Source organism: Cognatundibacterium squillarum (assembly GCF_014652435.1).
Classification (GTDB): Bacteria; Pseudomonadota; Gammaproteobacteria; order Burkholderiales; family Burkholderiaceae_D; genus Undibacterium; species Undibacterium squillarum.
Genome location: NZ_BMYU01000010.1, coordinates 1 through 26634, shown reverse-complemented (window position 1 = coordinate 26634; position 26634 = coordinate 1). Strand labels below are relative to the sequence as shown.

Sequence of the window (26634 nt, the reverse complement as noted above, 5' to 3'; positions counted from 1 at the left end):
CCGTTTTTTGATTAATTTTCATGTCCGTCTTCCATTTACTGGTTCCCGATTTCAGCCTGATCATGCTCGGTTTCTTGCTGAGCCGTTACGGCAACTTCGGAGGCCACTTCTGGAGTGGCGTGGAAAAACTGGTGTATTTCATTTTATTTCCGGCTTTACTGTTTTACACCACAGCAAAAACACAATTTGATTTTCATGCCACGGGCAAACTGCTGATCACCGGTGTGCTGACGACTTTCGCGGCAATCGTGCTTGGCACCTTATGCCGGTTTATTTTTTTCAATCCCGGCAAAACTTTTGTATCCGGCGTACAGACTGCGTTCCGGTTCAACTCTTATATTGCACTTGCCGTTGCGTCGCGAATTGCCGGTGAGCAGGGAACAGCACTGATGGCATTGCTGATTGGTTTTCTGGTGCCGGTTTGCAATATTGCGGCCGTTTTTGCGCTGGCTCGTAACAGCGGACGCTTACTGAAAGAAATCGCCAGCAACCCGTTGGTGGTTGGCACAGCCTCTGGCGTCGCCTGCAGTCTTGCCGGCATTTCCTTGCCTGACGATCTGAGTGCGACGCTGTCACGCCTTGGCAATGCCTCGATTGCCATGGGCTTACTGGCTGTCGGTGCGGGCCTTCGTCTTTCGGCCTTACATGAAGCTCGCGGACTGGCAGCTGGTTTTCTGGCGATTAAATTACTGATTGCTCCCGCGATTGGCATGCTGCTTGGCACCTTACTGCAATTACCTTTACTTCAATTGCAAATCGCTGTGTTGTTTTGCGCATTGCCAACCGCATCCAGCGCTTATGTACTGGCAGCCCGGATGGGTGGCAACGGCCCTTACGTGGCGTTTTTGATTTCTGCCAGCACTCTGTTATCCGCGCTGACTCTGCCTCTGTGGCTGCATCTGGTACAACCTTAACCCGGCTGCAAATGCTGATCCAAAGCCCATTGCACATGCTCCCTGACCAGTTCGGACGGGTGCTCCATACGCGCCTGTAACGCTGCCACCATGCGAGGATCGCCACGCATAGAAACAGCGGCGTTGCCAAGCCCCACTGCCAGATTGCGTAACCAGCTTTCATACCCGATACGGCGTACGGGACTGCCTTCAAAATGGCGCAGAAATTGTTCCTCACTCCAGCCAAACAAATCGGTCAGCGTGACATTGTCCAGACTGTGGCGCACGTCGAAATCACTGACCACCGCCTTTTGCGCAAATTTATTCCACGGACATGCCAGCTGACAGTCGTCGCATCCGTAGATGCGGTTACCCATCAGCGGTCTTAAATCTTCCGGAATAGCCGCGCGCGACTCTATCGTCAGATAGGAAATGCAGCGCCGTGCATCCACCTGATACGGTGCGACAATCGCCCCTGTCGGACAGGCATCAATGCAGGCGTGGCACTGACCGCAATGCGAAGTACCGCTGTCATCGACCGGTAAGGCTAAATCCGTAAATATTTCGCCCAGAAAAAACATCGAACCCGCATCCCGGTTCAGCAGCAGCGTATGCTTCCCGCGCCAGCCAAGACCGGAACGTGCTGCCAGCGCTACTTCCATCACCGGTGCAGAATCGGTAAACACACGATGTCCGAATGGCCCCGTCACACTGGCTATCTTGTCTGCCAGTTGTTGCAATCGCTGACGCAATACTTTGTGATAATCCCTGCCGCGTGCATAAACAGAAATCACCGCCTGTGACACATCATTCTGCCGCGCCCTTTCACGCTCGCGCCAGCCCTGATCTGCAGGCAGATAATCCATACGCAGACTGAGTACGCGTATCGTCCCCGGCACCAGTTCCGCCGGACGTGCGCGCTTCATGCCGTGACTTTCCATATAATGCATATCGCCGTGATACCCGGCATCCAGCCATGCCTGCAATCCAGCTTCGTGAATGCTGAGATCGGTATCACTGACCGCCACACCGGAAAAACCGAGCTCACTGCTCCACTGCCGGATTTGCAGCATCAGTGCCTGCAATTGCTCCGCGCTCATTGTCATGCAATGCCTCCGGATTTCCACACGATCTGGTGGCGATATGCTAAGGTTAAAAACATCATTCAGAATACATACAGCAGCAAATGTCACATTATAAGACCACATTACCGGACGAAGCCGCGACGCAGGCACTCGGCAAGCAACTGGCCCGTGTATTACAACCGGGAATGAGTATTTTTCTGCACGGCGACCTCGGCGCAGGAAAAACCTGCCTGACCCGCGCCCTGATTCATGCTGCCGGTTACAGCGGCCACGTCAAAAGTCCGACGTATACGCTGGCAGAGCCGTATCAGGTAACGCTGCAAAGTAAGCCTGCTAGCATCATGCATTTTGATCTTTACCGGATGGGCAGTCCCGAAGAATTTCTGGACGCGGGTTTCCGCGAAGAATTCCGCGCCGATCAGTTATGCATCGTTGAATGGCCGGAAAAGGCCGAAGGCGTCTTACCGGAACCGGATATTGAACTGTTTCTGTGCATCGCAGCACACGGCCGTGAGGTAGAATTGCGGGCGTTGTCTGATAAAGGGTTTGCATGTCTCGCTTCACTCCAGTTCGCCCCGGTACTGTGACCCCGGCCCTGGCCGCTCCGCAGTCACCTTCACGCCGCCGTACTTTCTTACAAGCCGGCGGCACTTTGCTGCTATCCGTTTTATTACCGCAAACTGCGCATGCTGCGCGGATTCTGGCGGTACGGGTATGGCCTGCCGAAGACTATACCCGTGTCACACTGGAAAATGACAGCGAACTGAAAACCACCCACTTTATGGTCAAAAATCCGGATCGTCTGGTGGTCGACATTGAAGGTCTGGAACTGAATGCGACACTGAAAGAACTGGTCGCCAAGATTCAGTCGAATGATCCGTACATCCGTCAGGTTCGGGTCGGTCAGAATAAACCGACTGTCGTGCGACTGGTGTTTGATCTGAAGGAAGAAGTCAATCCTCAGGTTTTCACACTGCAACCGGTGGGCAACTATAAACACCGCCTGGTGTTTGATTTGTATCCGGTCAATCCGCCAGACCCGCTGGCAGCGCTGATTGAAAAATCGTCGCAGGACAAACCAGCAGCGATTGCCTCTTTACCTCCGGCCTCAAATCCAGCGTCAGGCACAAGCTCTGCGCCTTCCTCAACACCTGCGGAAAAGCCAGAAATTAAAGCACCTGTGAAGACTGAGGAAAAAGTCAGGGTTGCAGAAAAATCTGATACACCTGCCGAAAAGTCTAAGGATAAATTCGCCCACGGGCGCACGATTACCATTGCCATTGATCCGGGGCACGGCGGTGAAGATCCCGGCGCGCTGGGTAAGAATGGTAGTCGCGAAAAAGATGTGGTTCTGGCGATTGCCAAACGGCTCAAGAAAAAATTCGAGCAAATCGATAACGTGCGTGTGATGCTGACGCGTGATGCAGATTATTTTGTACCGCTGAATGTCCGCGTTGAAAAAGCCCGCGCCGTGCAGGCTGATTTATTCATGTCCGTGCATGCGGATGCCTTTGTCAACAGTGCAGCACGCGGTTCATCGGTGTTTGCGCTGTCTGAGAAAGGCGCCAGCTCCACTGCCGCACGCTGGCTGGCCGATAAAGAGAATGCTGCCGATCTGATCGGTGGCATCAATATCAAGAATCACGATAAACAACTGGCCAGTGTGTTGCTGGATTTATCGACCACAGCGCAAATCAATGACAGTCTGAAACTCGGCAAAATCGTGCTGAATGAACTGGGCGGCATCAATACACTGCACAAGCAAGCGGTTGAGCAAGCAGGTTTTGCGGTACTGAAAGCGCCGGATATTCCGAGCATTCTGATTGAAACCGCGTTTATCTCCAATCCGGAAGAAGAAGCCCGTCTGAATGACGGTGCTTATCAGGATCAGATTGCAGAATCCGTAGTGCGCGGCGTGAAGAAATATTTTGCCAAAAATCCGCCACTGGCGAAAAACCGTTTCGCCTGATTCTACTGATTCTGCTGGTCAGACTAATTCCGCCTCAGAATCACACGCCGTGCCCGCTGCAATCCAGCGGCGCACGCGGCGACTGAACCAGCCCGACGCAATATGCGGCAACCAGAACAGATAAGCATCTGGCTGAAGCAGCATGCCGCAACGGTACAAGCCTGCTTCCGCATCCCATTCCAACGCACGGCAACGGCCTTTTCTTTGCCATAAAAACAAAAACGCCACCGGGCAAGGCTCGGCGGCGCAACACAGGCCACAACCGTTACACGGTGCGCCTGTTGCTGGTTTAGCGGGTGCAGCAGGATGCAGCCACAGAATCTGCTGCTCTGACTGATCCCGCTGCAGCGTCATATCAGCTGCGCTGAACAACCCGGCGCAGCATTTTCCACGCTGCACCAAGCAGAATAGGAATGATCGCAGCACCAACACCAATCAGCACAATGGTATTCAGATTTTTCTGGATGAACGGAATATTGCCGAAGAAATAACCACTGAGTACCAGACTCAGAATCCACAGCAATGCACCCAGCACATTAAAGAACTGGAAAGTACGGTGCGTCATATCAGAAATACCGGCCACAAACGGTGCGAAGGTACGGACAATCGGAACAAAACGTGCAATCACCACGGTTTTGCCACCATGTTTTTCATAAAAATCATGGGTTTTGCGAATCGCGTCGCGATCTATCCAGCGGTAATCTTTTTCCAGCACTTTATGACCGATCATACTGCCGATCCAGTAATTGATGGTATTGCCGGAAATGGAGGCAATCAACAGCAGAATAATCAGCAGCCACGGATTCATTGCACCGGTTGCGCAGAACGCACCGGCAATAAACAGTAAGGAATCTCCCGGTAAAAACGGGAAAATCACAAATGCGGTTTCGCAGAACACAATTGCGAACAACACGAAATACACCAGCGTTCCGTATTGTTCAATAACGGTTCCCAGCATCTTGTCGACATGCAGAACCATGTCCAGTATTTGCATTAAATCCATGTGGCGCCCTGTAGTGAAAAATCCGCCGCCATCATACACGATGAAAGCAGTGCCGCAAGCATTCCCGCAGAGCGATGCAGGGAATGCGCGCAAAGGTATAATCCGGCTATGACTTCAAGATTAGCGCCTGACCGCCCGATTCTGGCTTTGCCGGATCATTTAATTTCCCAGATCGCCGCTGGCGAGGTGATCGAACGCCCTTCTGCCGTAGTAAAAGAATTGCTGGAAAACGCACTGGATGCGGGTGCCACGCAGGTTCAGTTACGGATAGAAGAAGGCGGCGTCAAACGTATTGCGATTACCGACAACGGTAAAGGCATCCCGCCGGATCAATTGCCGCTGGCACTGGCCCGGCATGCAACGTCCAAAATCCGCTCGCTGGAAGAACTGGAAACCGTTGGCACACTGGGTTTCCGTGGCGAAGCGCTGGCGTCGATTGCATCGGTTGCCGTGCTGACACTCACCACCCGCACCGCCGACGCGCCGCACGCATGGCAGATTCAGAACGGCACCGTCAGTCCGGCCTCCGGCGCTCAGGGCACCACGGTTGACGTGCAGGATTTGTATTACAACACGCCTGCACGCCGTAAGTTTCTGAAATCCGAACAAACTGAATTCGGCCATTGTGCGGAAGTCGTGCGAAGGATTGCACTGGCGCGGCCGGATGTCAGCTTCAGCCTCAGTCATAACGGCAAAACCGTCGATCACTGGAATGTCAGTCAGCATGACAAACGCAGCGCACAGATTCTGGGCGATGGCTTTGCCGGTGCCCGTTTGTCACTGGATGAAAGTGCCGGCCCTTTACGCATATATGGTTTTGTCGGTTTGCCAACGGCCTCCAAAGCCCGCGCTGATGCACAGTATTTTTATGTAAATGGCCGTTTTGTACGCGATAAGTTGCTGACCCATGCAGTACGCGCTGCCTATCAGGATGTATTGCACGGTGATCGTTATCCGTCGTACGTGTTATCGCTGGAGCTTGATCCTGCGCTGGTGGATGTGAATGTGCATCCGTCTAAAATTGAAGTCCGTTTCCGCGACAGCCGTGCGGTACATCAGTTTGTTTTCCATGCCGTGCAGCGCGCACTGGCACAAACTTCTGCGACAGCACAAGGTCATGTCCCGGCGCCAGCCATGTCCGGCAACGGTGGCGCAGGGAATGGCTTGCAGGGAAATTCACTGCCGTGGATAGGTGCAAAACAAGCGAGCTTCGGTTCCGAATTAATGCCGGTGGCGCGCCCTGCTGCCGGTGCTTATGGCAGTATGCAGCAGCAATTGCGGCCGGGCGGCGTGGCGCAAAGTCTGGAAAATTACGGCTCCCTGTTCCGCGCACCGGAACAATCGCAGGCAGTAACATCACCGAACACGCTGATACAGCCACTGCCCATACAAGCCACTCAGCCCGCAGAAACTTCCGAGGACGACGGCGCGCCGCTGGGTTTTGCGCTGGCGCAGTTGCATGGTGTGTACATCCTTGCGCAAAACCGGCACGGACTGGTACTGGTGGATATGCATGCAGCGCATGAACGCATTCTGTATGAACAACTGAAAGATGCATTAACGGAAGAAGCAATGTCCGTACAAGCGCTGCTGATTCCGGTCACGTTCTATGCTGACGGCGTGGAGGTCGGTACGGTGGAAGAGCATCAGGAAACCCTGCGCAAGCTGGGCTTCGACATGAATGCAATGTCTCCGACCACCATTGCTGTGCGCGCAGTGCCGACTCTGCTGAAAAATGCTGATGTGCAGTCACTGGCGCGTGATGTGCTGCGCGATATCCGCGAATTCGGCGGTTCACGTGTGCTGATAGAACGGCGCAATGAATTGCTCGGCACGCTGGCCTGCCATACCGCTGTGCGCGCCAACCGTTCGCTGACCGTGCCGGAAATGAATGCGCTGTTGCGACGCATGGAAGAAACCGAACGCTCCGATCAGTGTAATCACGGTCGCCCGACCTGGGTGCAACTGGCGATGAACGATCTGGATAAACTGTTTTTACGCGGCCAGTAAGACCGCTTTGCTGATAATGATCGGATACTGATCTGTCAGCCAACTTATTAATCTGTATGAATGCTGTTTCTGATGTAGTCAACAATTCTCCGGTTGCCCGTGCTGTGGCGCTGATGGGCCCGACCGCTTCCGGCAAAACGGCGGCGGCGCTGGCAATTGCACGCGCCCTACCCTGCGAAATTATTTCCGTCGATTCCGCACTGGTCTACCGTGAAATGGATATCGGCACCGCGAAACCGAATGCCGAAGAATTGGCCAGCGCGCCGCATCACCTGATCGATATTATTGATCCGCGTGACGCTTACTCCGTGGCGCAATTCCGCAAGGATGCAGCACGGCTGGTGCAGGAAATTCATGCGCGCGGCAGGCTGCCTTTGCTGGTTGGCGGCACCATGATGTATTTCAATGCCCTGCGTAACGGTTTAGATGATTTGCCCGGCGCTGATCCGGCTTTACGTCAGCAACTGGATGAGGAAGCGGCTCGCATCGGCGTACCGGGCTTGCATGCACGGCTGGCCAGCGTCGATCCGGTCACGGCGGAACGCCTGGCGCCGAACGATAGCCAGCGTATACAACGTGCGCTGGAAATCTGGCATTTAACCGGCAAACCAATGTCAGCCCTGCTGGCGCAACAAGGCCCGCGTGAACCGGATTTTCCTATGCTGGCGATTTCGCTGGAACCGGAAGACCGCGCTGCACTGCATGCGCGGATTGCGCTGCGTTTTGATCAGATGCTGGCGCAAGGATTTATTGAAGAAGTGGAAAAACTGCGCGCGCGCGGCGACCTGCATCTGGATTTACCATCGATACGCTGCGTCGGTTACCGTCAGGCATGGGAGTATCTGGACGGTGCATACAACTACGAAACCATGCGTGAGCGCGGCATTATCGCAACCCGCCAGTTAGCCAAACGCCAGATTACCTGGCTGCGCTCTATGCCGGACAGGCAAGTGGTCGATGGTTTGCAGGCTGGTGCGCAGGAAACCATCCTGAAACTGACCATGCAGTATCTGCAATCTCAGCAGGCAGATTAAAGCGATGGAAACCGTCTATTTTCTGACGCAGCATGAAAAAGCCGTGATTGTCACACCGGTGCTGGCATCGCTGGGCTTTGACATCAAAGAAACCCGTTTTCTGAATACGGACAGCCTCGGCACCTTCACCGGCGATGTAAAGCGCTTTGATACGCAGGTGAATACCGCCATTGAGAAAGCACGGCTGGCGGCGCAGCATCATGGCGCACGTTTTGGTCTGGGCAGTGAAGGCAGTTTCGGGCCGGACCCGTATATGGGCGTCAGTCCTTGGAATACCGAAGTGCTGGCATTGTGGGACGCAGAAAAAAATTACGCAGTCCATGCCGCAGCGCAGGGCCCGCTGACGAATTACGCTCAGCTGGAAGCCGATGCTTCCGAACAGGCATGGCAGTTTGTGCAGCGTGCCGGTTTTCCGGAACACGGCATCATCGTCGGCCGCGCTGAAGAACCGTGGTTTGACAAAGAAATCCGCGATCCCGCCATTCTGAAAGCGACCATCGACGCCATCATCGCGGAAACCGGCGCTGTCTGGCTGGAAACCGATATGCGGGCGCATCGCAATCCTTCCCGCCACGTGATGATACGGCAAGCGGCTGAAGCGCTGGCGCAGCGGCTGGCGTCCGCTTGCCCTGCCTGTCAGGCAGCGGGCTTTGGCGCCGTCGCACTGGTTCCCGGCGCATTGTGCGAAGAGTGCGGAACCGCAACACAGGCTGCCCGTGCCCGCCGTATGGCTTGCCCTCTGTGCGGTCACAGCGAGGAGCAGGTCATTCGCAGCCACGTACCGGCATCGCAATGCGAGGATTGCAATCCTTGAAACAAAAAACAGCTTATCCGGTGCACTGAAGGTTTTTTCAGGCGAAGGCTTGACACTCGCGGCTCAAATCGTCATAATCTTGGTCTCTCGGTGATATAGCTCAGTTGGTTAGAGCACAGCACTCATAATGCTGGGGTCGGTGGTTCAAGTCCACCTATCACCACCAGATTCAAACCGCTAAGTGCGCAAGCCTTAGCGGTTTTTTGGCTTTTAACGGTCTGAATTTACTGTCCGCCCTGCAAGCTGCTTCCGACGCTGTGCAGCACAATCCCTTCCAATGCATTGCACCGGAATCGACAGCACTGATTACGTGCGCCTTACCCCCTTGCCTGCATGCTTTTCCACTAAACCCGTCAGCGGTCAGATTTATCGCGTTTTCCGCCTGAAAATGCCTGAAATGCGGTGTTCTGCACAGCACCCCGGCGGTCGTCGGCGAATTTCCTGCTTGTCCGGAATTCACGGATGACGATTTCTGCGTAATCCGGCCCACTCAGCAAGCAGTGGCCGGCACGCCGTTCATGATGCAGGACTGCATGGACTGAAGCGAATTTGCGGTATTTTTTTCATGAATCGCAAGCTTTCTGGCTTATTCAGCGCAAACTGATAGACAGCGGCGCGTGGCTTACATATCCTTGCAATATTCCGCAGGGCAATTAACCTGCATTTATCGGGGTTGCCATCCGGCCCGCCTTCCGGCGTTCTGATCAGGTTCCCAACCCCGGTCTTGTTTTGTTATCAACGGAGTATTTCATGACCCCTGAAGAACGCGGTGTCGTTTATGGCACGGAAGATGTGCTGACCAGTCTGTGCAACTCGGTAGTCCGTGTACTGAATGTCGCAACACAGAGCAAACTGCACTTTTCCGCGATGGTGCAGCGTATTACCAAAATCGGCCTGAAACCGGATATCGGTTGTTTCGTGTTGTTTGACGGCGGCTTTTCCGGCCTCGTGGTGCTGAACTTTGACGGCGATACAGCGCTGGAAATTTACGAAAAATACATGCTGAACATGGGTATGCCACGTTCTGAACTGGCAACCTCATTCACATCGGATGAAGTATCGAACATCCTCGGCGAACTGATGAACCAGATCGTCGGTGACTTCACCGGCAAAGTGCGCCGCGAACTGCAAACCAATATCACGCAAAACCAGCCGAAAATGCTGGTACTGAATAAACAGGTCACGCTGAGCGTGGACACAGCACTGGACAAACCGGAATTCCGCCGCGTTTCCTTCTTCACAGAAAAGAACAATATCTTTTATCTGGAACTGGCAATCGACCACACTGAATTCATTAAGCTGCGCGAATTCGATGCGAATGAAGTGCTGGATCCGGATGCGCTGCTGGAGCAACAGCAGCAACAGCAACCGGCAGCATCTGAACCGGTATCCGATGCACTGGATGTCGATTCTGACGAATTACTGCGCTCGCTCGGGATGTAATCCGCTACAGCGCAAGCAACAAACAAAACGGCAGCTGCGGCTGCCGTTTTTACATTTCAGCGGATAAAAAAACGCCCGGTGAGGAGACACCGGGCGCAAACCACCTTGATATTGCTGATCAGCCCGGAATCATGCCGGTCAGCCAGTAAGCCTGAATCAGCGTGATGATACCGACCACCACCGCAAAGAACAGACTGTGACGCAGCGTGAAGCGGAACAGTTCGGATTCACGGTTCACCAGACCTGTCGCGGCGCAGGCAACGGCAATCGACTGCGGAGAAATCATCTTACCGGTCACACCACCCGTAGTATTGGCGGCGACCAGCAGCGTATCGGACACGCCGATCTGATGCGCTGTCGTGTTTTGCAGCGAGCAGAACAAGGCATTCGACGACGTATCAGAACCCGTCAGGAATACGCCCAGCCAGCCAAGGAAAGGCGAGAAGAACGGGAATGCTGCGCCTGTACCTGCCAGCAACAGCGCCAGCGTGGACGACATACCGGAGTAATTGGCGACGAAAGCAAATGCCAGCACCAGACCGATCGACAATACCGGACGCTTCAGTTCAACGACGGTTTCAACGAAAGCTTTGATCGCTTCTGCCGGCTTCAGCTTCAGCAGAATCGCTGACAGAATCGCGGTAATCAGAATCGCAGTACCGACGGCAGACAACAGATCCAGTTTCAGTACGGCTTCGTACGGTTTCGGACTGGTCACAATCGGCGCGGTCTTCAGTACCAGTTTATCCAGACCGGCAACCGGGAATTTCAGTACCGTCCACGCCAGTGCGCCTTTGGCTGCAAACAAGTCTTTAAACGGTTTCAGGCTCCAGATCGTCACGATCAGCGTCAGCAGACCAAACGGTGCCCATGCACGTATTGTTTGTGCAGTGGAATACGGAGAAGGTTCACGACGTACTGGCGCACCGCCACCGCCCATGCTCAGCGCGGCTGCACCACCACCTACTGATTGCACCTGACGGGAAGAAGCTGGCTGCCAGACTTTCAGGAAACCGGTCAGACAGACCAGACTGACCAGCGCGGAAGTAATATCCGGCAATTCAGGGCCGATGTAATTCGATGTGAAGTACTGTGTCACGGCGAAGCTGCCACCCACTACCAGCGCTGCTGGCCAGGTTTCTCTGACACCTTTCATGCCATCCATCATCCAGACCAGCCAGAACGGCACAAACAGGGATAACAAAGGTAACTGACGGCCTGCCATCGCACCGATATGGAATGCGTCGATACCCGTCACCTGACCAGCAACGATGATCGGGATACCCATCGCACCGAATGCCACCGGTGCGGTATTCGCAATCAGACACAAACCGGCTGCGTACAGCGGATTGAAGCCAAGGCCAACCAGCAATGCAGAGGTAATCGCCACCGGCGCACCGAAGCCTGCCGCACCTTCGAGGAAGGCACCGAAGGCGAAGCCGATCAGCAGCATTTGCAAACGCTGGTCATCGGTAATCGACAAAACCGAAGCACGAATCACTTCGAACTGACCGGTTTTGACCACGATTTTGTACAGGAAAACAGCGGTAATAATAATCCACGCAATCGGCCACATGCCGTAAGCAAAACCGTATAAACCGGCAGCCAGTACTTGCTGCACCGGCATGCCGTAAGCAGCAATCGCAATCACCATCGCCAGCGCCAGCGTAATGGCGGCTGCGACGTGACCTTTAATACGGAAAACAGCGAGCGCGATAAAAAAGAAAATAATCGGTATCGCTGCCACCAGTGCCGACAGCCATAAGCTGCCGAGCGGTGTGTAAATCTGACTCCAGGCTTGCATTGCGTCTCCTCCTGTTAATTAATCAAATAAGATTATTGCGCCTGACACTTCGTGACGAGTGCTGTTCAGGCGGCGGGTAATACAAAACTTATTCCGGTATGCCCTGCGCTTTCAGAATTTCTGCAAGGCTGCGTGCGGCAGGCCGCAGTGCGGTACGGTGGCGCGTCCAGCCGGCTTGCTGCGCCGGTGTCAGCCAGCGCAAACGGGTTACCAGCCAGCGCATGCTTTGATAGCGCCCCGGCTTCGAGTAAGCGCCGCTCCAGAATTTCCAAGCCCATTTTTCGCTGCGCGAATACAGTGCGCCCTGCCCTTTCAGCGCATGGCTGACTTGCTCATCCGGATGACGGCTGGCTTCATTGCGCAGGCGGATCAGGAGATCAGGAATCGGAATCTTGACCGGACAAACTTCAGCGCAGGCACCGCACAAAGTCGAGGCGGTTGCCAGATCGGCGGTCGCATCCAGCCCCAGCAAATGCGGAGAAATAATTTTGCCAATTGGTCCCGGATACGTGGTGCCGTAAGCATGACCACCGATGCGGGCATAGACCGGACAATGGTTCATGCAGGCACCGCAACGAATACATTGCAGCGTGCTGCGCAGTTGCGCATCGGCATAGGCTTGCGAACGGCCGTTATCCAGCAGGACCAGATGCACTTCCTGCGGGCCATCCTTTTCTCCGGTACGACGTGGTCCTGAAATCAGATTGAAATACGTAGTAATGGCCTGACCGGTGGCAGAACGGGTCAGCAGACTGGCCAGCGGCACAATGTGCGCCAGTTGCGCCACCACTTTTTCCATGCCCATCATGGCAATATGCACACGCGGAATGGTGGTCGATAAACGACCGTTACCTTCGTTTTCCACCAGCCACAAAGTACCGGTATCGGCGGCGGCAAAGTTCACGCCGGACAAACCGATGTCCGCATCCATGAATGCCTGACGCAAAGCGCGGCGGCCGGTCTGAATCAGGGTATCCACATCGGTGGTGTAAGCGGTATCAGGAATATGTTCGCTGAACAACTGACCGATTTCTTCTTTGGTTTTATGAATCGCAGGCATCACAATATGCGAAGGTTTTTCATCGGCCATTTGCACGATGTATTCGCCCATATCGGATTCCAGACAGGATATGCCGTTCTGCGCCAGAAAGTGGTTCAGTTCCACTTCTTCGCTGACCATGGATTTTCCCTTGATCACTTTTTTCGCCGCGGCGCGCTGTGCGATCTGCAGCACCAACTGATTCGCTTCCGCAGCATCACGCGCCCAGTGCACCTGCACGCCGTTGCGTGTCAGATTCTGTTCCAGCTGTTCCAGCAATTGCGGCAGGTTTTGCAGCGCATGCTGACGCACGGCTTCGCCCAGTGTGCGCAGCGCTTCCAGTTCATCCGCGTCCGGAAATTGCGCCGAGCGTTTGCCCTGCAGAAAATCCATCGCGCCACGGAAACTGCGACGCAGTTGAGTATCACTGACCGCTTCGGCAGTGCGGCTGCGGAAATCAGCGCTGGGCACGAAATGCAGTGTTTGTGCGCTCATGCTGCACCTCCCTGCTGCACATTATTCAGATCATCAATCAGCCAGACCTGCAGCCAGCGTGGACCGTGAGCGCCGAAAGCCAGCGTCTGCTGAATATCGGAAGTTTTGGAAGGGCCGGAAATCATCACCAGATTCGATGGCATCGCATCCGCCCATTGCATTGCACGCATGGCCTGATGCATGTCGGCATATAAAGTGCTGGCATATACCAGCGCGATATGCAAAGGCGGCACCAGCGATGCAGTACGCGGTTGCTGCGGCGAAGAGCGCACGATCAGCGTACCGGTCGCAGCAATGCCTGCATCGACCACGGTAAAGCCGGCATCGGTCTGATGAAACAACACATCCTGCCAGCCATCAATGGTGGCCGGATAATGCCGCGTAACAATGCTGTGATCTGCGGTTTGCAAGGCCGCAGACAAAGCACGGCATTCCTCACCTTCATTTGCCAGCAACAGGGATTTCACACCCGCTTGCTGACATTGCTGCGCCAGTTGCTGCGGCCAGTCCTGCACGCTGGCACAAAAGACTTTTGCCTGCAGCAGCTGTAAGGCTTGCTGCATTTGCTGCAACAATTCTGCGTGCGACACTTCCGCACGGCGTGCATCAAAATGCGCATCAATCTGCGCGCACAGTGCGTCAGCTGTATGGTAAGTCACAGCTTGCACAGCACCGGATGGCTGCTGAGTTGCTTTGAGTTTATTCAGAATCGCATCGCGGGCAGACATGGCTTATTCCTTTCCCGTGTTGCCGAACAGACGGCGGCGTAAGAAGCTGGCCATGTGTTCGATGCGGATTGGTTGCTGCTGAAATTCTGCGGTATGACGCAGATTCAGCATGCAGCCGCAATCAGCCGTCACCACGCCATCGCAACCGGTGGCACGAATCGCCGCCAGTTTGTCCTGCACCATCGCACCGGAAATATCCGGATGTTTCAGCGAAAACGTACCACCGAAACCGCAGCATTCCGATTCGCGTACGTGCTCTTTCAGCGCAATACCCGGCAAGCGGTTCAGCACTTCCACGCCATGCAAACGGGTTCCCATTTCACGGCGTGCAGCACAGGATGTATGTAAGGCCAGATGTTCGGACGGGATCGTGTTGTCGGTTTGTGGCTGTGGCAGCGGTTGCTGCAGCACATGCAGATAGAATTCCGTCAGTTCAAAAACACGTTCCGCCAGTGCCAGCGCTTTGGCATGCCATTCCGACTCGTCAGCGAATAAGGCAGGCCAGTGATGACGCATCATGCCCGCGCAGGAACCGGAAGGCACAACAACCGGCCACGGCTGTGCAAACAAATCCAGTTGCGCACGTGCGACTTCTCTGGCTTGTTGCGGATTGCCGCTGCTGTAAGCGGGCTGGCCGCAGCAGCTTTGTTGCTGGGGATAATGCACACGCAAGCCTGCCTGCTGCAGTAAAAATACCGCATCGACACCGGCTTCCGGCACAAACATATCAATCAGACAGGTCCCGAACAGATACACCTGCTCAGGCACCGGCGGATAGGCACGCTGGTCCATATTGATCTCCCCCATATTCTTTTCATCTTTGTTTGCAGGCTCTGGGCGGCTGCGAGTGCGTATAATCGCAAGCGCTGCGCCTGAACGACAAATTGGTTGAACCAGTGACAGGAAAATCCGATGAAACCACATCCTCAAAGCAGCGGACGCGCAGAAGACATCATGCGTTCGCTGGAAACTGCACTGCTGGATGGCACTTATCCGGCCGGCAGCCGCCTGCCTTCTGAACGCCAGCTCGCCGAAGAATTCGGTGTGTCGCGCAATACCGTGCGCGAAGCAATACAGCGACTGGAAGCGCGCAGCCTGTTGCGGGTGAAAGCCGGTGCCGGTGTGTATGCGACCAGCCATTTGCGTGGCGGGCAATCGTCGCCGTGGAATCAGTTATTGTCCGATCATCCGGCATTGCGGCAGGACATTCTGGAATTCCGCCGCGTACTGGAAGGTGCAACGGCTTACTTTGCCGCGCAACGCGCCACCGATGCCGATAAACAAAAACTGCGCGAATTGCTGGCAGAGCTGGAGTCTGCGCGCGAACGCGGTGATATGAATGCGGAAGCCAGTGCCGATGCGCGCCTGCATGAAGCAATCGCGCTGGCCTCGCACAATGTCATGTTTCTGCATCTGCAAACCAGCATGATTTCCATGCTGCGCGAACATATCACGGTGTACGGTCTGGGTTTGCGTCAGCAAAATGATGCCGTGTCAGCGCAACTGTTTTTACAGCACAAAAACGTCTGCGATATGATTTGCGCCGGTCGCAGCGAAGAAGCACGCACCGCCATGCAAGCCCACATCGACTACGCCCGCAGCCGCATGCTGGAACAGGAAGATCACAGCGGCTGAACCACTGGCTCTGCCTTGCAAAACTGGTTGAACCAGTGCTGTCGGAACGCCATTTTTGCGGGTTGATTCAGGTTCGCTGAAGAATTTTTCATGCAAACTGCGCACAACTTTCAGCAATCCTGACCTGCAAACAACACAAGGCCACAAGCTGCCCGCCCCGCCGGCGCAATCCCTGCATTCATGCTAAAGACGCACACCTGTCAGCCAGTACGGTTGTGCAAACTTCGTCATTTCCGTTTTCCGGACGGCCAGACTTTCTGCCGACGACCGCCGGATCGCTGTGCAGAACACCGCATTTGAGGCGATTTCAGGCATTTCCGGCTGCCAGAAAGCCATTTTGCAAAAGATGACGGTTGCCGCGTTTTCGGGACGCAATTTGCCAGCACGACGGGACAGCGTCGTTCGTGCTTTCTGCTGAGCCGGATCGGCGGAATGTGCTGTCGTTTTTTGCTGATACAGCAACACCGATACACAGTTGACATGTAAAAAAACAAAAACTTTTCAGTGCCTGAAAGTATGGGCATAAACTTTGCTACAAATTGCTGGCAGACAATAGTTCTGATCAGGAGTATCCTTCTGTCGGCCCCGGCTTACTGTGAACTCTGTCCGCTGGTCGCTGTCCAAAGCACCGTCCCCGAGCTCCGGGGCAAATTCACTTTCCTTTCCGTTCATCTCACTATGTGCATGCTGACGGCGGCAAAGGAAAACGTTTGCGCAGGATTCGGGGGTCAAGAGTGTGGAGTACTTTTAACTACTGAAATTAATAAAAACAATGACTACCGATAAACGCGTGATCGAGGAGGCGACTCTGGAAAATCTGCGGCGTACGATTTTAAGTATGTTCGCTGAAAATCCGTTTAATGACGTCGGCATCCGGCAAATTTGCCAGGAGGCCCGCGTCAGCCCTCAGACGATTTATAAATACTTTGGCAGCAAAGAAATGATGCTGTTCGCCTGCATCCGCAGCGATATGGAAAAGCTGAACAATGCTGCACTGACGGCAGCACGTAAGTTCAGCAAACCTGCCGAGCAGATTGAAGCAATGCTGCAGGCATGGTGCCGTTTTTACGGCAAGAATCCTGTTGTTGCCCGCATCGTTTTCCTCAATATTCCGGTGTCTTACTGGATCAGTGAGCAGGATTCAGTGCAGATGCAAGTCTGGTCTGCTATCCGCAGTGCGATTGAAAACGGCCAGAAAGCGAAAAAAATTAACCGCGATCTGCCGGCAGATCTGTTACTGGATATGCTGATGGGCAGTCTGCACCGCATCATGGCGCGCTGGCTGACCGAAGGCAAAGGCAGTTTCAGCAAAACCAGTCAGCAAGCGGTTGGCGCTTCTATGCATTTGCTGACCAGCTGATCAGTTCATCAGTTGAACAGCTTATGCACTGCAATTCGGATGATTTGCAGTCACAAAAAAAAGCGATACAGCAGGCCTGTATCGCTTTTTTTGTTTCAGGGCATCTGGCTGCTGATTAGGCAGTCTCTGCACCGGCAGTATGACTTTTCTCCAGCGCGAAGCCTTCATCCAGCCAGCCGGTAATACCGCCCGGCATGGTTTTCACCGGCAAACCCAGTTCGGCCAGCCGGATTGCCGCCCGGATTGCACCATTGCAGTGCGGTCCCGCACAGTAAACGACGAACAGACTGCCTTCCGGAAATTTTTTCATCGTCCCGGCAATAATCTTTTTGTGCGGCAGGCTGATTGCACCCGGCACATGACCCGCGTCATATAAGGCATGACTGCGCACATCCAGCAGCACAAAATCCTGCTGCCCGTTACTGACTGCATCATGCACATCCCAGCAATCAGTTTCCCACTCCAGCATTGCAGAAAAATGCACCAGCGCGCGGTGACTGTCTGCGGCAGCGACTTCGGTGACCAGTGACATGTTTTTCCTTTCCGATGATTGGTGAGCACAGGCACTACTTTGCCGTGAAACCACCACAGGTGCCACTGGCGTAAACGACAATCTGCGTTAAGATAGCGCCATGAAAAATCATCTGGTAGCCGCACTGGCATATGAAGGCTTGTGCACCTTCGAATTCGGCTGTGTTACCGAAGTGTTTGCCCTGCACCGTCCGGAATTACAGACGGACTGGTATCAGTTTGCCGTCTGCAGTATGACACCCGGCAACATGCGGGCTGCCGGCGGTTTGCAGATTCAGTGCGAGCACGATCTGCGTTTACTGGAAAAAGCCGACACCATTCTGATCCCCGGCTGGCAGGGTGTGCAGGTACCCGTACCACAGCAACTGATCGCAGCCCTGCAGGCAGCGGCAGCACGCGGCGCAAGAATCGCCTCGATTTGTTCCGGCGTGTTCGTTCTTGCAGCGGCAGGTTTACTGGATGGAAAAACTGCCACGACGCACTGGCGTTATACCGGCATCCTGCAACAGCGCTTTCCTGAAATACGGGTCAATGAAAATGTGCTGTATGTCGATGAAGGGCAAATCATTTCTTCAGCGGGATCAGCAGCCGGCATTGATATGCTGCTGCATCTGATACGCAAGGATCATGGCGACAGAATCGCCAATCTGGTGGCAAGGCGCATGGTGGTTTCAGGTCACCGTGATGGCGGACAAGCCCAGTATCTGCCGCGTCCTGTGCTGCCGGATGGTGCCGGTGCTTTGCAAACGCTGATGCGCACGATACGTGCAGCGCCGGGCAAGCCTTATACCTTGCGCAGCATGGCAGATCTGGCCGCTGTCAGCGTACGCACGCTGCAACGCCAGTTCACAGACAGTACCGGCATGTCACCGATGGTCTGGCTGACACGGGAACGTATCGCCAGTGCCTGCGAATTGCTGGAGGAAACCACACTGCCGCTGGCACGTATCGCAGAGCACTGCGGCTTCGGCTCGGAGGAAACCATGCGTCATCACTTCCGGCAATCGATACACTGCAGCCCCTCGCGTTACCGCAGGCAATTCGGACAGGCGAACGAAAACGCCGGTCAGCCAATTGTTTGAATAGTTTTAAATCCGTTCTGCGCCACTGCAAATTTCTGTCACCGGGTCTATGCTATAAGCAAGCCGGGAGAAATGATCATGGGAATCTTTTACAGTGCTGTCAGCCCGTTCTGGGCGCTGATGCTTGCCGGTCCGGCAGTGCTCGCGCTGCTGCATGCCTCGCATACGCTGCGCAAAACACAGCTGGAAATACCCACTGTATTTTCAGCATGGTGCGCCAGCATTATTGTGCTGGTGCTGGTCTGGCGCATGCGGGTGCCGGTGCTGCCGGATCTGCATTTGCATTTAAGCGGCGTCGCACTGATCTGTCTGATGTTCGGACGCAGTCTCGCCATCACCGGCATCAGCATTGCCATCGCGCTTTACACTTTTGAATATGACGGCAGCTGGCTGAATCTGGGCGTCAACATACTGCTGATGGCCGTGATACCTTGCTGGTTCAGCGATCTGCTGCTGAAGAAAACCCAGCAGTACCTGCCGCATCATATGTTTATTTATTTATTCGGCAACGGCTTTTTCGGTGCGCTGCTGGTGAATGCCAGTGCCGGTATCAGCACCGTTATTTTGCGCAGCCTGTTATTTCCGGACGCAAATCTGCCAGCGGATGCCGTTGCTTACATGCTGTTGCTGGCATGGGGCGAGGCATTTCTGGTCGGATTTCTGGTCACAATCTTTGCAGTGTACCGACCGGTATGGCTGCAAACTTTCGATGACAATCTGTATCTGCGCGGTAAGTAAGCGGCTTCCGCTTTTTTCAGCTCTATTGTTTGCCGAGCAGAAAACGCAGTGGCACTGCCAGGCGCACCGACCAGTCGGTTTCGGTATGTGCAGCGCCGGGAAAAGCACGACTCAGATAATGCTCGCCGCTGTAGCCCTTTTCTTTTGCCAGCACATCAAAAAACTGCTGATGTACCGGATAAAGTGCATCCAGCGTTTCGGTGCCGTAATCCATGTACAAGCGATGTGATGCAGGATCGGGCAGTTTGCCAGACCAGTACTGAAACAACGCAAGCGGTACGGACGCATTTTGTTCAAACGTACCGGTCCAGTGGGTGGATAAACAGGCGGCAGCGCCGAATACCTGCGGATACTCACTCATCGCATATAAAGAAATCAAGCCGCCCATACTGGAACCCATCAGCATCGTTGAAGCCGCACCTTTACGCACAGGATAGCGTCGCTCAATTTCCGGCTTCAGTTCTTCGACCAGAAACTTCAGATAACGGTCTGCCATCAGTTCCGGCAAAGCGCGTGTCTGCATCAGCGACTGGCGTTTCGCTGCCGGAAGAAACTGCATCGCCTGTTGTGGCAGAAATTCCGCCGCCCGCAATGCGCCCGCATTCCAGATACCGACGATGATTGCCGGTTCTATCTGACCATCCTGTATCAGCTGACCGGCGACACGGTCAATCTGCCAGGCTTGTTTATTCCAGTTGACTGCCGGATCAAACAAAGCCTGACCATCATGCATATAAATCACCGGATACTGCTGGTTGCGGTCAAAACCCGGTGGCAGCCACACATCAATATGACGGGCGCTGACATGTTGTGAACTCAGCGATGCAATTCGCTCAATGCGGCCACTGACCACGGACGGCAGCGGATCTGCTGCCAGCGCTGTCACTGTTATCCATTGCAGAAATAGTGCAGTCAGTACGCGGCGCATCAGCAGTCTCCGTTGCAGTTTTTATGCAGTTTGTCCGAACCAGCCGCCCCAGGCTGGCAGCGTCAGGGTTGTGCCGTCACGCTGTGCTGGCAGATGCACACCGTCCATTGTTTTTGTGGCGGCGATTTCGGGCAAATTCAGGTTCACGCTTTCTGCTGACAAATTGAATGCCGCAAACAAAACTTGCTCACCCAGCGTACGGCGCACTACCAGCACCGGTTCCGGCGCATCGGCAAAGGCAATATCACCGTGCAGCAACACTGCATGCTGCTTACGCCAGCGCAGAATATGACGCACGTAATTCAGCACCGATTCAGGATCGGACTCTTGCTGATCCGCTGCTTTCGGCAAATGTTCAGCGGGTACCGGCAACCACGGTTTGTATTCTGAGAAACCGGCAAACGGCGCAGCAGCCTGCCACGGCATCGGCGTGCGGCAACCGTCACGGCCTTTGAATTCAGGCCAGAAGGTTTTGCCGTAAGGGTCCTGCAAATCCTCAAATGCGATTTCCGCTTCAGTCAGTCCCAGCTCATCGCCCTGATATAAACAAGGCGTACCACGCAACGCCATCTGCAAGGCGTACATCATTTTGGCAAATGCCGGTGTAGCATCAGCACCACCCCAGCGCGACATCACACGCGCAACATCATGATTGCCAACAGACCACGACACCCAGCCACCTTTCACACGCGATTCATACTGCTCCACCTGTTCGCGGATATAGCCCGCAGTAACGGATGGCGTCAGCAGATTAAAGCTGTATGCCATATGCAGTTTGTCATCACCTTCGGTGTATTCCGCCATCACTGCCAGCGAATCGTCGGCACCGACTTCACCGATGGCAATCGCACCGTATTCATTCAGCAGTGCACGAACGCGCTGCAAAAAAGCCAGATTTTCGGGCTGGGTTTTATCGTAAATATGCGCCTGCATGCCGTAAGGATTAGTGTCCTGAACGGTTTTGGTATCACGGTTCGTTGCCGGCGGATTGCTGCGCAATGCGCGGTCGTGGAAATGAAAATTGCAGGCATCGAGACGGAAACCATCAACGCCACGCGCTAACCAGAAGCGCATGGCATCCAGCAATGCCTGCTGAACTTGTGGATTGTGAAAATTCAGATCCGGCTGACTGGTCAGAAAATTATGCAGATAATACTGACGGCGGCGCGCATCCCATTGCCACGACGATCCGCCAAATACCGACAACCAGTTATTCGGCGGCGTACCATCCGGCTGCGGATCGGCCCAGACAAACCAGTCTGCTTTCGGATTGCTGCGATCCTGGCGGCTTTCAACGAACCACGGATGCTGATCTGAGCAATGCGACAGCACCTGATCGATCATAATTTTCAGGCCAAGCTGATGTGCCTTGTCCAGCAGGCGGTCAAAATCTTCCAGCGTGCCAAACAGCGGATCAACATCACAGTAATCGGAAACATCGTATCCGAAATCCGCCATTGGCGATTTGAAGAACGGCGAAATCCAGACGATGTCCACACCCAGCGATGCCACATACGGCAACTTTGCTGTAATGCCCGGCAAGTCACCGATGCCATCGCCGTTACTGTCTGCGAAACTGCGCGGATAAATCTGATAGATTGTGGATTCACGCCACCATGCGGCAGCCTTCTCTGTTGCTTGCTGAGTCATATTGATTTTCTCTTGCTCGGTTTCTTTATGCAGCCTGCGCTTCATTTGCAGATACTGACAATGCATCATCCAGTATCACGGACACGCCCAGGAATGCGGGATATGCAGCCGTGATCAGGAAAGTGGGAATTTGTGCTACAAATCCGGAAAAACGCCCTTTGGCTTCAAAACGCTGACGGAATTGTGACTGATGAAATAAGTCACCCAGTCGCGGTACGATGCCGCCACCGATATAGACGCCACCATTTGCACCCAGTGTCATCGCCAGATTCCCTGCGACCGTACCCAGCATGCCGCAGAAAGTATTCACCGTCTGCACGGCGACTGCACAACTGCCCAGACGCGCGCGTTCCGCGATTTCCGCTGCAGATAATGCAACCCTGACATCCGTACCTGCCATCTCCGACAATACACGGTACAGCAATTCTATGCCCATACCGGAAATCAGGCGTTCCGCTGAGACATGCGGAAAGTCACGCCAGATACGTTCCAGCAAAGCGGTTTCAATATGATCAACCGGTGAATAAGTAACATGACCACCTTCGCTCGCCAGCGGAATCCAGCGCTGTCCCGAAGGAATAATGCCGGAAACACCAAGCCCTGTACCGGGACCGATCAGGCCAATCACTTTTCCGGGCTGCGCTGTTCCGCCGCCGATCTGGACTTTTTCATCTTCACTCAGATGCGGCAACGCCATCGCCAGCGCTGTGAAATCGTTAACGACTTTCAGGGTGTCCAGTTGCAGCGTCTGTTGTAAATCACGGATAGAGAAACTCCAGTGATGATTCGTCATACTGACGATATCGCCGACAACAGGATTTGCAATTGCAATACCCGCATGACGTATGCGTTCTCCCGGTGCTATGTGCGCAGACACCTGCTTCAGATAAGCCTGAACAGCTGCGCCGAGATCGGGGTAGTCGCGACAGGCCAGTACCTGCACAGCATCAAAACAATGCGGGGAAGTTTCCAGTGCAAATCGTGCATTGGTGCCACCGATGTCCGCCAGCAGGCGCGGACCAGCGAAATGTTGAAGGTCGGATTGATGCACTGTTGTCTCACTCCTGTTTTTATACGAAACAAGTTCAGCGAACTTCTTAGAATGTAGCAATACTACATTCATACAAGATTCATGTCTAACCTTTCGCGCTTTTTTCTTGTAGAATTTGTCGTAACTACGGTGCATTCAACGCATACCGGAACAAATTCTCTTAGCAGCACTCGTTTATGTAGTTCAACTACCTGAAAACATGATGCATTTCACAATGAAGAACAACCAAGTCGTTTACCTGTGCTGCACATTGACACTGATGCTGGGGAGTGGCTCCAGCCTCGCCGCCCGGAATGCACCGGACATTCAGCTGTGTAATCTGCCGGAAAACAGCAGCATTGCTCATCCGGTTACCGACCTGCGCACCGATGCGCGTGCTTACTGGTTATCCGCTGACCGCCTGCGCTGGCCCGGTAAGTCTGACAATGGAAGTTTTTTTCTGGTGTCATCTGCCAGCGCCGCCCTGAAACTCAGAACCGGCGACACCATCAGCGGCGCCGATCAGCTTATTCCGCTGACACCCGCCAGCCAGCCATTACAGGACGCGCGCTTCCGTTTCACCGGCAGCGGTGCCGAGCTGCAGACCGCATTGTCCGCAACGGAACTGAAAGCATTGCTGAAAACGCAGTTACTACTGGTAAAAACTGATGCGAACAAGCGCATAGAAGATCTGACATATATTCAGCATCCGGCCGCACTTGATGTGCTGTATGCGACCGCAAGCAGTGCAGTTCTCGGCCCGGTCGTTCAGCAAGACACGCAGTTACAAGTCTGGGCACCGACAGCCCGTAAGCTGTGGGCATGCGTCTATCCTGACCATAAGAAACCGGCATACCGCCTGCAGGAAATGCAGGAAGACAACGCAACCGGCGTCTGGTCCGCGCAACTCAAAGGCAAACTGCGCGGGCAGTATTATCAGTACCTTGCGGAAGTCTTTGTCCCGGGAAAAGGCATCGTCCTGAACCGGGTGACAGACCCTTACTCCGTCAGCCTGAGCGCAGATTCAAAACGCAGCTACATTGCCAATCTCAGCGACAAAGCACTGATTCCCGCCGGATGGGAAAGCCAGCCCCGCCCGGATACTGTGAAAAAACTGCCCGACATGAGCGTTTATGAATTGCATGTGCGGGACTTTTCCATAAACGATGCGAGTGTCCGGCCAGCGTGGCGCGGAAAATTTCTCGCATTCACTGAGCAAAACTCGCTCGGTATGCGCTATCTGAAAACGCTGGCACAAGCCGGAATGACAGACATCCATTTACTACCGGTATTTGACTTCGCGACGGTGCCGGAAAAAGATTGCAAAACACCGCGCATCAGCGCGAGTGGCAGCAGCCCTGCAGCCCGGATCGCACAAGCCAGATCGGCAAATAGCGATTGCTATAACTGGGGCTACGATCCGTTTCACTTTAATAGTCCTGAGGGCAGTTATGCCAGCAATCCGGATGACGGTGCACGCAGGATTATCGAATTCCGCAAATTAGTAATGGCGCTGCACGCCGCTGGTCTGCGGGTCGGCATGGACGTGGTTTACAACCATACCGCTTTCAGTGGTCAGCATCCGCAATCGGTACTGGACCGGATTGTCCCCGGTTATTACCACCGTTTGAATGCCGAGGGCAAAGTGGAGGATTCGACATGCCAGCCCTGCGGCAATACCGCCAGCGAACACATGATGACAGGTAAACTCATTGCCGACTCATTATCGCTATGGACCAATGCCTACAAAATTGATTCTTTCCGCTTTGATCTGATGGGACATCAGCCAAAGGCATTAATGCTCAGTATTCAGGAGCGGCTGAACAGCGAAGCCGGGCGACCAGTACAACTGATCGGAGAAGGCTGGAACTTCGGCGAAGTCGCTGACGGACGCAGATTTACACAAGCCAGTCAGTTATCGCTAAGCGGCTCTGGCATCGGCACTTTCAGTGACCGGGGGCGGGATGCCCTGCGCGGCGGCGGTGCGGGAGATTCAGTTGAAAGTCTGACCGGTTCACGGGGACTGTTAAATCTGACACTGTGCAATAACTGCAATCAGAATCCGCAAGCAAAACAACATCAGCAGCACTTACTGGATCTGACCAAGGCCGGCCTCGCCGGCACACTCAGTCATTACCGCCTACAAACGACAAATGGCGAATGGCGTGATCTGCGCAATCTGGATTACAACGGACAGCCGGCGGGATACGCCACCAATCCGGGCGAAGCGGTGAACTATACAGAGAACCACGACAACCACACCCTGTTCGATATCAACGTGTTAAGACTACCTGCCGAAACAGACATGCAGGAACGTGTGTACCGCCAGATTCTCGGACTCGCAACCACAATATTCAGCCAGGGCGTGGCTTATTTCCACGCAGGCAGCGAATTGCTGCGTTCAAAATCACTGGATGCAAACAGCTATAACTCCGGCGACTGGTTTAACCGGATTGACTGGTCGATGCAGACAAACTACTTCGGTACAGGATTACCGCCGGCAGCGGACAATCAGCGCTTTGACACTATATATAGTAAGCAGCTGGAAAATCCAGCGCTTAAACCGTCAGCCAGCCACATCCGGCAGACCCATGCAGCATTTCTTGATTTACTGAATATCCGCCGGCAAAGCAGGTTATTGCATCTTGAGACAAGTCAGCAGGTACAGCGCCAGGTCAGCTTCCCGCTGAGCACGTCAGAGTACGCTGATCACATCAGCTTGCTGATACAGTCCGACCAGAATAGTCTGGACGAGCCATCATTACTGGTATTCTTTAATTTCAGTAAATCGCCCATTTCGGTGCAGCCAAATGGATTGCCGGCATCCGACTGGTCTTTACACAAGATACATTTAACAACACAACACGGTGACCTGCGAATTCATCAAGAAGCGAAATACCACGCAGATAAAGGTGAATTCAGCCTACCACCCCTGAGCGTTGTTGTTTTTACCAGTCAGCCTCGAAAGTAATACAGGTTTTACTTTGGTAAGTTGAAAATCCTGACGTAATTTTGTGTAAAAATCATGTCAGAAGTCCGCTGCAGCGAGGCAAGTCATCAGTGACGCAAAAACTTGTAGTTATTGAAATGCTTTTACTGATCAGCATGAAAACATTTAGCGCACAATTCTTTCATATTTGAAAAAATTTGACGCTAATAACAAAAAATATGAAAACTTTTGTGGAGGAAGACGAAAATTTTTATTCAACAGCGGTTATTATTAGCGCCTTCGAGTTCTTAGATTGAGGAGACAGTCGGAATGGATTTTTCAAATCGCCAGCAAGAGCCGGGCAAGAAGTTTCTCGGCATAGGGCTGGTCATCGCATTTCACGCGATACTTGTGTACGCGTTACTGAACGGTCT

The 26634-nt window shown here is 53.9% G+C and carries 23 protein-coding genes and 1 tRNA gene; 13 read left to right on the top strand and 11 right to left on the bottom strand.

The annotated features are described in order from the left end of the window. Positions 1 to 20 precede the first annotated feature (20 nt). Complete coding sequence (locus tag IE092_RS16405) at positions 21 to 914, top strand: AEC family transporter (RefSeq protein WP_189358379.1); 894 nt, start codon at positions 21 to 23, stop codon at positions 912 to 914. Here IE092_RS16405 and queG read toward each other — a convergent pair. Continuing rightward, a complete protein-coding gene (queG, locus tag IE092_RS16400) occupies positions 911 to 1999 on the bottom strand; it encodes a tRNA epoxyqueuosine(34) reductase QueG (protein ID WP_189358377.1) in 1089 nt (362 codons plus the stop codon). The two genes, IE092_RS16405 and queG, sit on opposite strands and share 4 nt — an antisense overlap. Positions 2000 to 2079: 80 nt before the next feature. On the opposite strand from queG, the gene tsaE reads away from it, so the two are divergent. Further along, on the top strand, positions 2080 to 2565 hold the full coding sequence (gene tsaE / locus IE092_RS16395; RefSeq protein WP_189358375.1) for a tRNA (adenosine(37)-N6)-threonylcarbamoyltransferase complex ATPase subunit type 1 TsaE: 486 nt from the start codon (positions 2080 to 2082) through the stop codon (positions 2563 to 2565). Next, positions 2529 to 3947, top strand: coding sequence for an N-acetylmuramoyl-L-alanine amidase (locus IE092_RS16390; protein WP_189358373.1), 1419 nt, complete (start codon positions 2529 to 2531; stop codon positions 3945 to 3947). The genes tsaE and IE092_RS16390 overlap by 37 nt, the downstream gene beginning before the upstream one ends. A gap of 18 nt (positions 3948 to 3965) precedes the next feature. Here the strand turns inward: IE092_RS16390 and IE092_RS16385 are convergent, their stop codons facing one another. Next, positions 3966 to 4301, bottom strand: coding sequence for a hypothetical protein (locus IE092_RS16385; protein WP_189358371.1), 336 nt, complete (start codon positions 4299 to 4301; stop codon positions 3966 to 3968). Position 4302: 1 nt separating this feature from the next. Then, positions 4303 to 4950 carry a VTT domain-containing protein gene (locus IE092_RS16380; protein WP_189358369.1) on the bottom strand — a complete coding sequence of 216 codons (648 nt, stop codon included), beginning with the start codon at positions 4948 to 4950 and terminating at the stop codon, positions 4303 to 4305. 108 nt (positions 4951 to 5058) lie between these two features. On the opposite strand from IE092_RS16380, the gene mutL reads away from it, so the two are divergent. The 5 genes from mutL (at position 5059) to IE092_RS16355 (ending at position 10251) form a co-directional block, all read left to right on the top strand. After that, positions 5059 to 6960 carry a DNA mismatch repair endonuclease MutL gene (gene mutL, locus IE092_RS16375; protein WP_189358366.1) on the top strand — a complete coding sequence of 634 codons (1902 nt, stop codon included), beginning with the start codon at positions 5059 to 5061 and terminating at the stop codon, positions 6958 to 6960. Positions 6961 to 7016: 56 nt separating this feature from the next. Further along, on the top strand, positions 7017 to 7994 hold the full coding sequence (gene miaA, locus IE092_RS16370; protein WP_189358364.1) for a tRNA (adenosine(37)-N6)-dimethylallyltransferase MiaA: 978 nt from the start codon (positions 7017 to 7019) through the stop codon (positions 7992 to 7994). Between the two features lie 4 nt (positions 7995 to 7998). Next, entirely contained in the window at positions 7999 to 8808 is an 810-nt protein-coding gene (locus IE092_RS16365) for a DUF6671 family protein (protein WP_189358362.1), read from the top strand. 89 nt (positions 8809 to 8897) lie between these two features. Then, positions 8898 to 8974, top strand: a tRNA-Met gene (locus IE092_RS16360). A gap of 584 nt (positions 8975 to 9558) precedes the next feature. Continuing rightward, positions 9559 to 10251 carry a DUF3334 family protein gene (locus IE092_RS16355; RefSeq protein WP_189358360.1) on the top strand — a complete coding sequence of 231 codons (693 nt, stop codon included), beginning with the start codon at positions 9559 to 9561 and terminating at the stop codon, positions 10249 to 10251. A 118-nt stretch (positions 10252 to 10369) separates the two neighbouring features. Here IE092_RS16355 and IE092_RS16350 read toward each other — a convergent pair whose 3' ends face one another. From IE092_RS16350 to IE092_RS16335, 4 genes are all read right to left on the bottom strand, one after another. After that, positions 10370 to 12055 (bottom strand): lactate permease LctP family transporter, encoded by a 1686-nt coding sequence (locus IE092_RS16350; RefSeq protein WP_189358358.1) that lies wholly within the window; start codon positions 12053 to 12055, stop codon positions 10370 to 10372. A gap of 88 nt (positions 12056 to 12143) precedes the next feature. Next, the gene (locus IE092_RS16345; RefSeq protein WP_189358356.1) at positions 12144 to 13589 is read right to left on the bottom strand and encodes a LutB/LldF family L-lactate oxidation iron-sulfur protein; all 1446 of its coding nucleotides are present in this window, start codon (positions 13587 to 13589) and stop codon (positions 12144 to 12146) included. Continuing rightward, on the bottom strand, positions 13586 to 14317 hold the full coding sequence (locus IE092_RS16340; RefSeq protein WP_189358354.1) for a LutC/YkgG family protein: 732 nt from the start codon (positions 14315 to 14317) through the stop codon (positions 13586 to 13588). Before IE092_RS16340 ends, IE092_RS16345 begins: the two co-directional genes overlap by 4 nt. Positions 14318 to 14320: 3 nt before the next feature. Then, positions 14321 to 15109, bottom strand: a complete 789-nt coding sequence (locus tag IE092_RS16335) for a (Fe-S)-binding protein (protein ID WP_189358514.1) — start codon at positions 15107 to 15109, stop codon at positions 14321 to 14323. Positions 15110 to 15229: 120 nt separating this feature from the next. Between IE092_RS16335 and IE092_RS16330 the strand changes: the two genes are divergently transcribed. After that, positions 15230 to 15952, top strand: coding sequence for a FadR/GntR family transcriptional regulator (locus IE092_RS16330; RefSeq protein WP_229793221.1), 723 nt, complete (start codon positions 15230 to 15232; stop codon positions 15950 to 15952). A 772-nt stretch (positions 15953 to 16724) separates the two neighbouring features. Further along, positions 16725 to 17312 carry a TetR/AcrR family transcriptional regulator gene (locus tag IE092_RS16325; protein ID WP_189358352.1) on the top strand — a complete coding sequence of 196 codons (588 nt, stop codon included), beginning with the start codon at positions 16725 to 16727 and terminating at the stop codon, positions 17310 to 17312. Between the two features lie 115 nt (positions 17313 to 17427). Here the strand turns inward: IE092_RS16325 and IE092_RS16320 are convergent, their stop codons facing one another. Next, positions 17428 to 17844 carry a rhodanese-like domain-containing protein gene (locus IE092_RS16320; RefSeq protein WP_189358350.1) on the bottom strand — a complete coding sequence of 139 codons (417 nt, stop codon included), beginning with the start codon at positions 17842 to 17844 and terminating at the stop codon, positions 17428 to 17430. A gap of 100 nt (positions 17845 to 17944) precedes the next feature. Between IE092_RS16320 and ftrA the strand changes: the two genes are divergently transcribed. Then, positions 17945 to 18925, top strand: a complete 981-nt coding sequence (ftrA, locus tag IE092_RS16315) for a transcriptional regulator FtrA (protein WP_189358348.1) — start codon at positions 17945 to 17947, stop codon at positions 18923 to 18925. A 78-nt stretch (positions 18926 to 19003) separates the two neighbouring features. Beyond that, positions 19004 to 19663, top strand: coding sequence for an energy-coupling factor ABC transporter permease (locus IE092_RS16310; protein WP_189358347.1), 660 nt, complete (start codon positions 19004 to 19006; stop codon positions 19661 to 19663). Positions 19664 to 19685: 22 nt separating this feature from the next. Here the strand turns inward: IE092_RS16310 and IE092_RS16305 are convergent, their stop codons facing one another. The 3 genes from IE092_RS16305 to IE092_RS16295 are packed head-to-tail and all read right to left on the bottom strand — an operon-like array spanning position 19686 to position 23292. Next, the gene (locus IE092_RS16305) at positions 19686 to 20591 is read right to left on the bottom strand and encodes an alpha/beta hydrolase (RefSeq protein ID WP_189358345.1); all 906 of its coding nucleotides are present in this window, start codon (positions 20589 to 20591) and stop codon (positions 19686 to 19688) included. A gap of 21 nt (positions 20592 to 20612) precedes the next feature. Then, entirely contained in the window at positions 20613 to 22241 is a 1629-nt protein-coding gene (locus tag IE092_RS16300) for an alpha-glucosidase family protein (protein WP_189358343.1), read from the bottom strand. Between the two features lie 25 nt (positions 22242 to 22266). Further along, on the bottom strand, positions 22267 to 23292 hold the full coding sequence (locus IE092_RS16295) for a glucokinase (RefSeq protein WP_229793220.1): 1026 nt from the start codon (positions 23290 to 23292) through the stop codon (positions 22267 to 22269). A gap of 214 nt (positions 23293 to 23506) precedes the next feature. Between IE092_RS16295 and IE092_RS16290 the strand changes: the two genes are divergently transcribed. Then, positions 23507 to 26242, top strand: coding sequence for an alpha-1,6-glucosidase domain-containing protein (locus tag IE092_RS16290; RefSeq protein ID WP_189358338.1), 2736 nt, complete (start codon positions 23507 to 23509; stop codon positions 26240 to 26242). Positions 26243 to 26634: the final 392 nt, after the last annotated feature.

Bases quoted from the DNA above. Each gene is read 5' to 3' on its own strand.
- IE092_RS16320 (WP_189358350.1), bottom strand. From the start codon at position 17,844: ATGTCACTGGTCACCGAAGTCGCTGCCGCAGACAGTCACCGCGCGCTG.
- tsaE (WP_189358375.1), top strand. From the start codon at position 2,080: ATGTCACATTATAAGACCACATTACCGGACGAAGCCGCGACGCAGGCA.
- IE092_RS16405 (WP_189358379.1), top strand. From the start codon at position 21: ATGTCCGTCTTCCATTTACTGGTTCCCGATTTCAGCCTGATCATGCTC.
- ftrA (WP_189358348.1), top strand. From the start codon at position 17,945: ATGAAAAATCATCTGGTAGCCGCACTGGCATATGAAGGCTTGTGCACC.
- IE092_RS16355 (WP_189358360.1), top strand. From the start codon at position 9,559: ATGACCCCTGAAGAACGCGGTGTCGTTTATGGCACGGAAGATGTGCTG.
- IE092_RS16380 (WP_189358369.1), bottom strand. From the start codon at position 4,950: ATGGATTTAATGCAAATACTGGACATGGTTCTGCATGTCGACAAGATG.
- IE092_RS16310 (WP_189358347.1), top strand. From the start codon at position 19,004: ATGGGAATCTTTTACAGTGCTGTCAGCCCGTTCTGGGCGCTGATGCTT.
- IE092_RS16390 (WP_189358373.1), top strand. From the start codon at position 2,529: ATGTCTCGCTTCACTCCAGTTCGCCCCGGTACTGTGACCCCGGCCCTG.
- IE092_RS16365 (WP_189358362.1), top strand. From the start codon at position 7,999: ATGGAAACCGTCTATTTTCTGACGCAGCATGAAAAAGCCGTGATTGTC.
- IE092_RS16325 (WP_189358352.1), top strand. From the start codon at position 16,725: ATGACTACCGATAAACGCGTGATCGAGGAGGCGACTCTGGAAAATCTG.
- IE092_RS16290 (WP_189358338.1), top strand. From the start codon at position 23,507: ATGAAGAACAACCAAGTCGTTTACCTGTGCTGCACATTGACACTGATG.
- IE092_RS16300 (WP_189358343.1), bottom strand. From the start codon at position 22,241: ATGACTCAGCAAGCAACAGAGAAGGCTGCCGCATGGTGGCGTGAATCC.
- queG (WP_189358377.1), bottom strand. From the start codon at position 1,999: ATGACAATGAGCGCGGAGCAATTGCAGGCACTGATGCTGCAAATCCGG.
- IE092_RS16385 (WP_189358371.1), bottom strand. From the start codon at position 4,301: ATGACGCTGCAGCGGGATCAGTCAGAGCAGCAGATTCTGTGGCTGCAT.
- IE092_RS16340 (WP_189358354.1), bottom strand. From the start codon at position 14,317: ATGTCTGCCCGCGATGCGATTCTGAATAAACTCAAAGCAACTCAGCAG.
- IE092_RS16330 (WP_229793221.1), top strand. From the start codon at position 15,230: ATGAAACCACATCCTCAAAGCAGCGGACGCGCAGAAGACATCATGCGT.
- miaA (WP_189358364.1), top strand. From the start codon at position 7,017: ATGAATGCTGTTTCTGATGTAGTCAACAATTCTCCGGTTGCCCGTGCT.
- IE092_RS16335 (WP_189358514.1), bottom strand. From the start codon at position 15,109: ATGGACCAGCGTGCCTATCCGCCGGTGCCTGAGCAGGTGTATCTGTTC.
- mutL (WP_189358366.1), top strand. From the start codon at position 5,059: ATGACTTCAAGATTAGCGCCTGACCGCCCGATTCTGGCTTTGCCGGAT.
- IE092_RS16350 (WP_189358358.1), bottom strand. From the start codon at position 12,055: ATGCAAGCCTGGAGTCAGATTTACACACCGCTCGGCAGCTTATGGCTG.
- IE092_RS16345 (WP_189358356.1), bottom strand. From the start codon at position 13,589: ATGAGCGCACAAACACTGCATTTCGTGCCCAGCGCTGATTTCCGCAGC.
- IE092_RS16305 (WP_189358345.1), bottom strand. From the start codon at position 20,591: ATGCGCCGCGTACTGACTGCACTATTTCTGCAATGGATAACAGTGACA.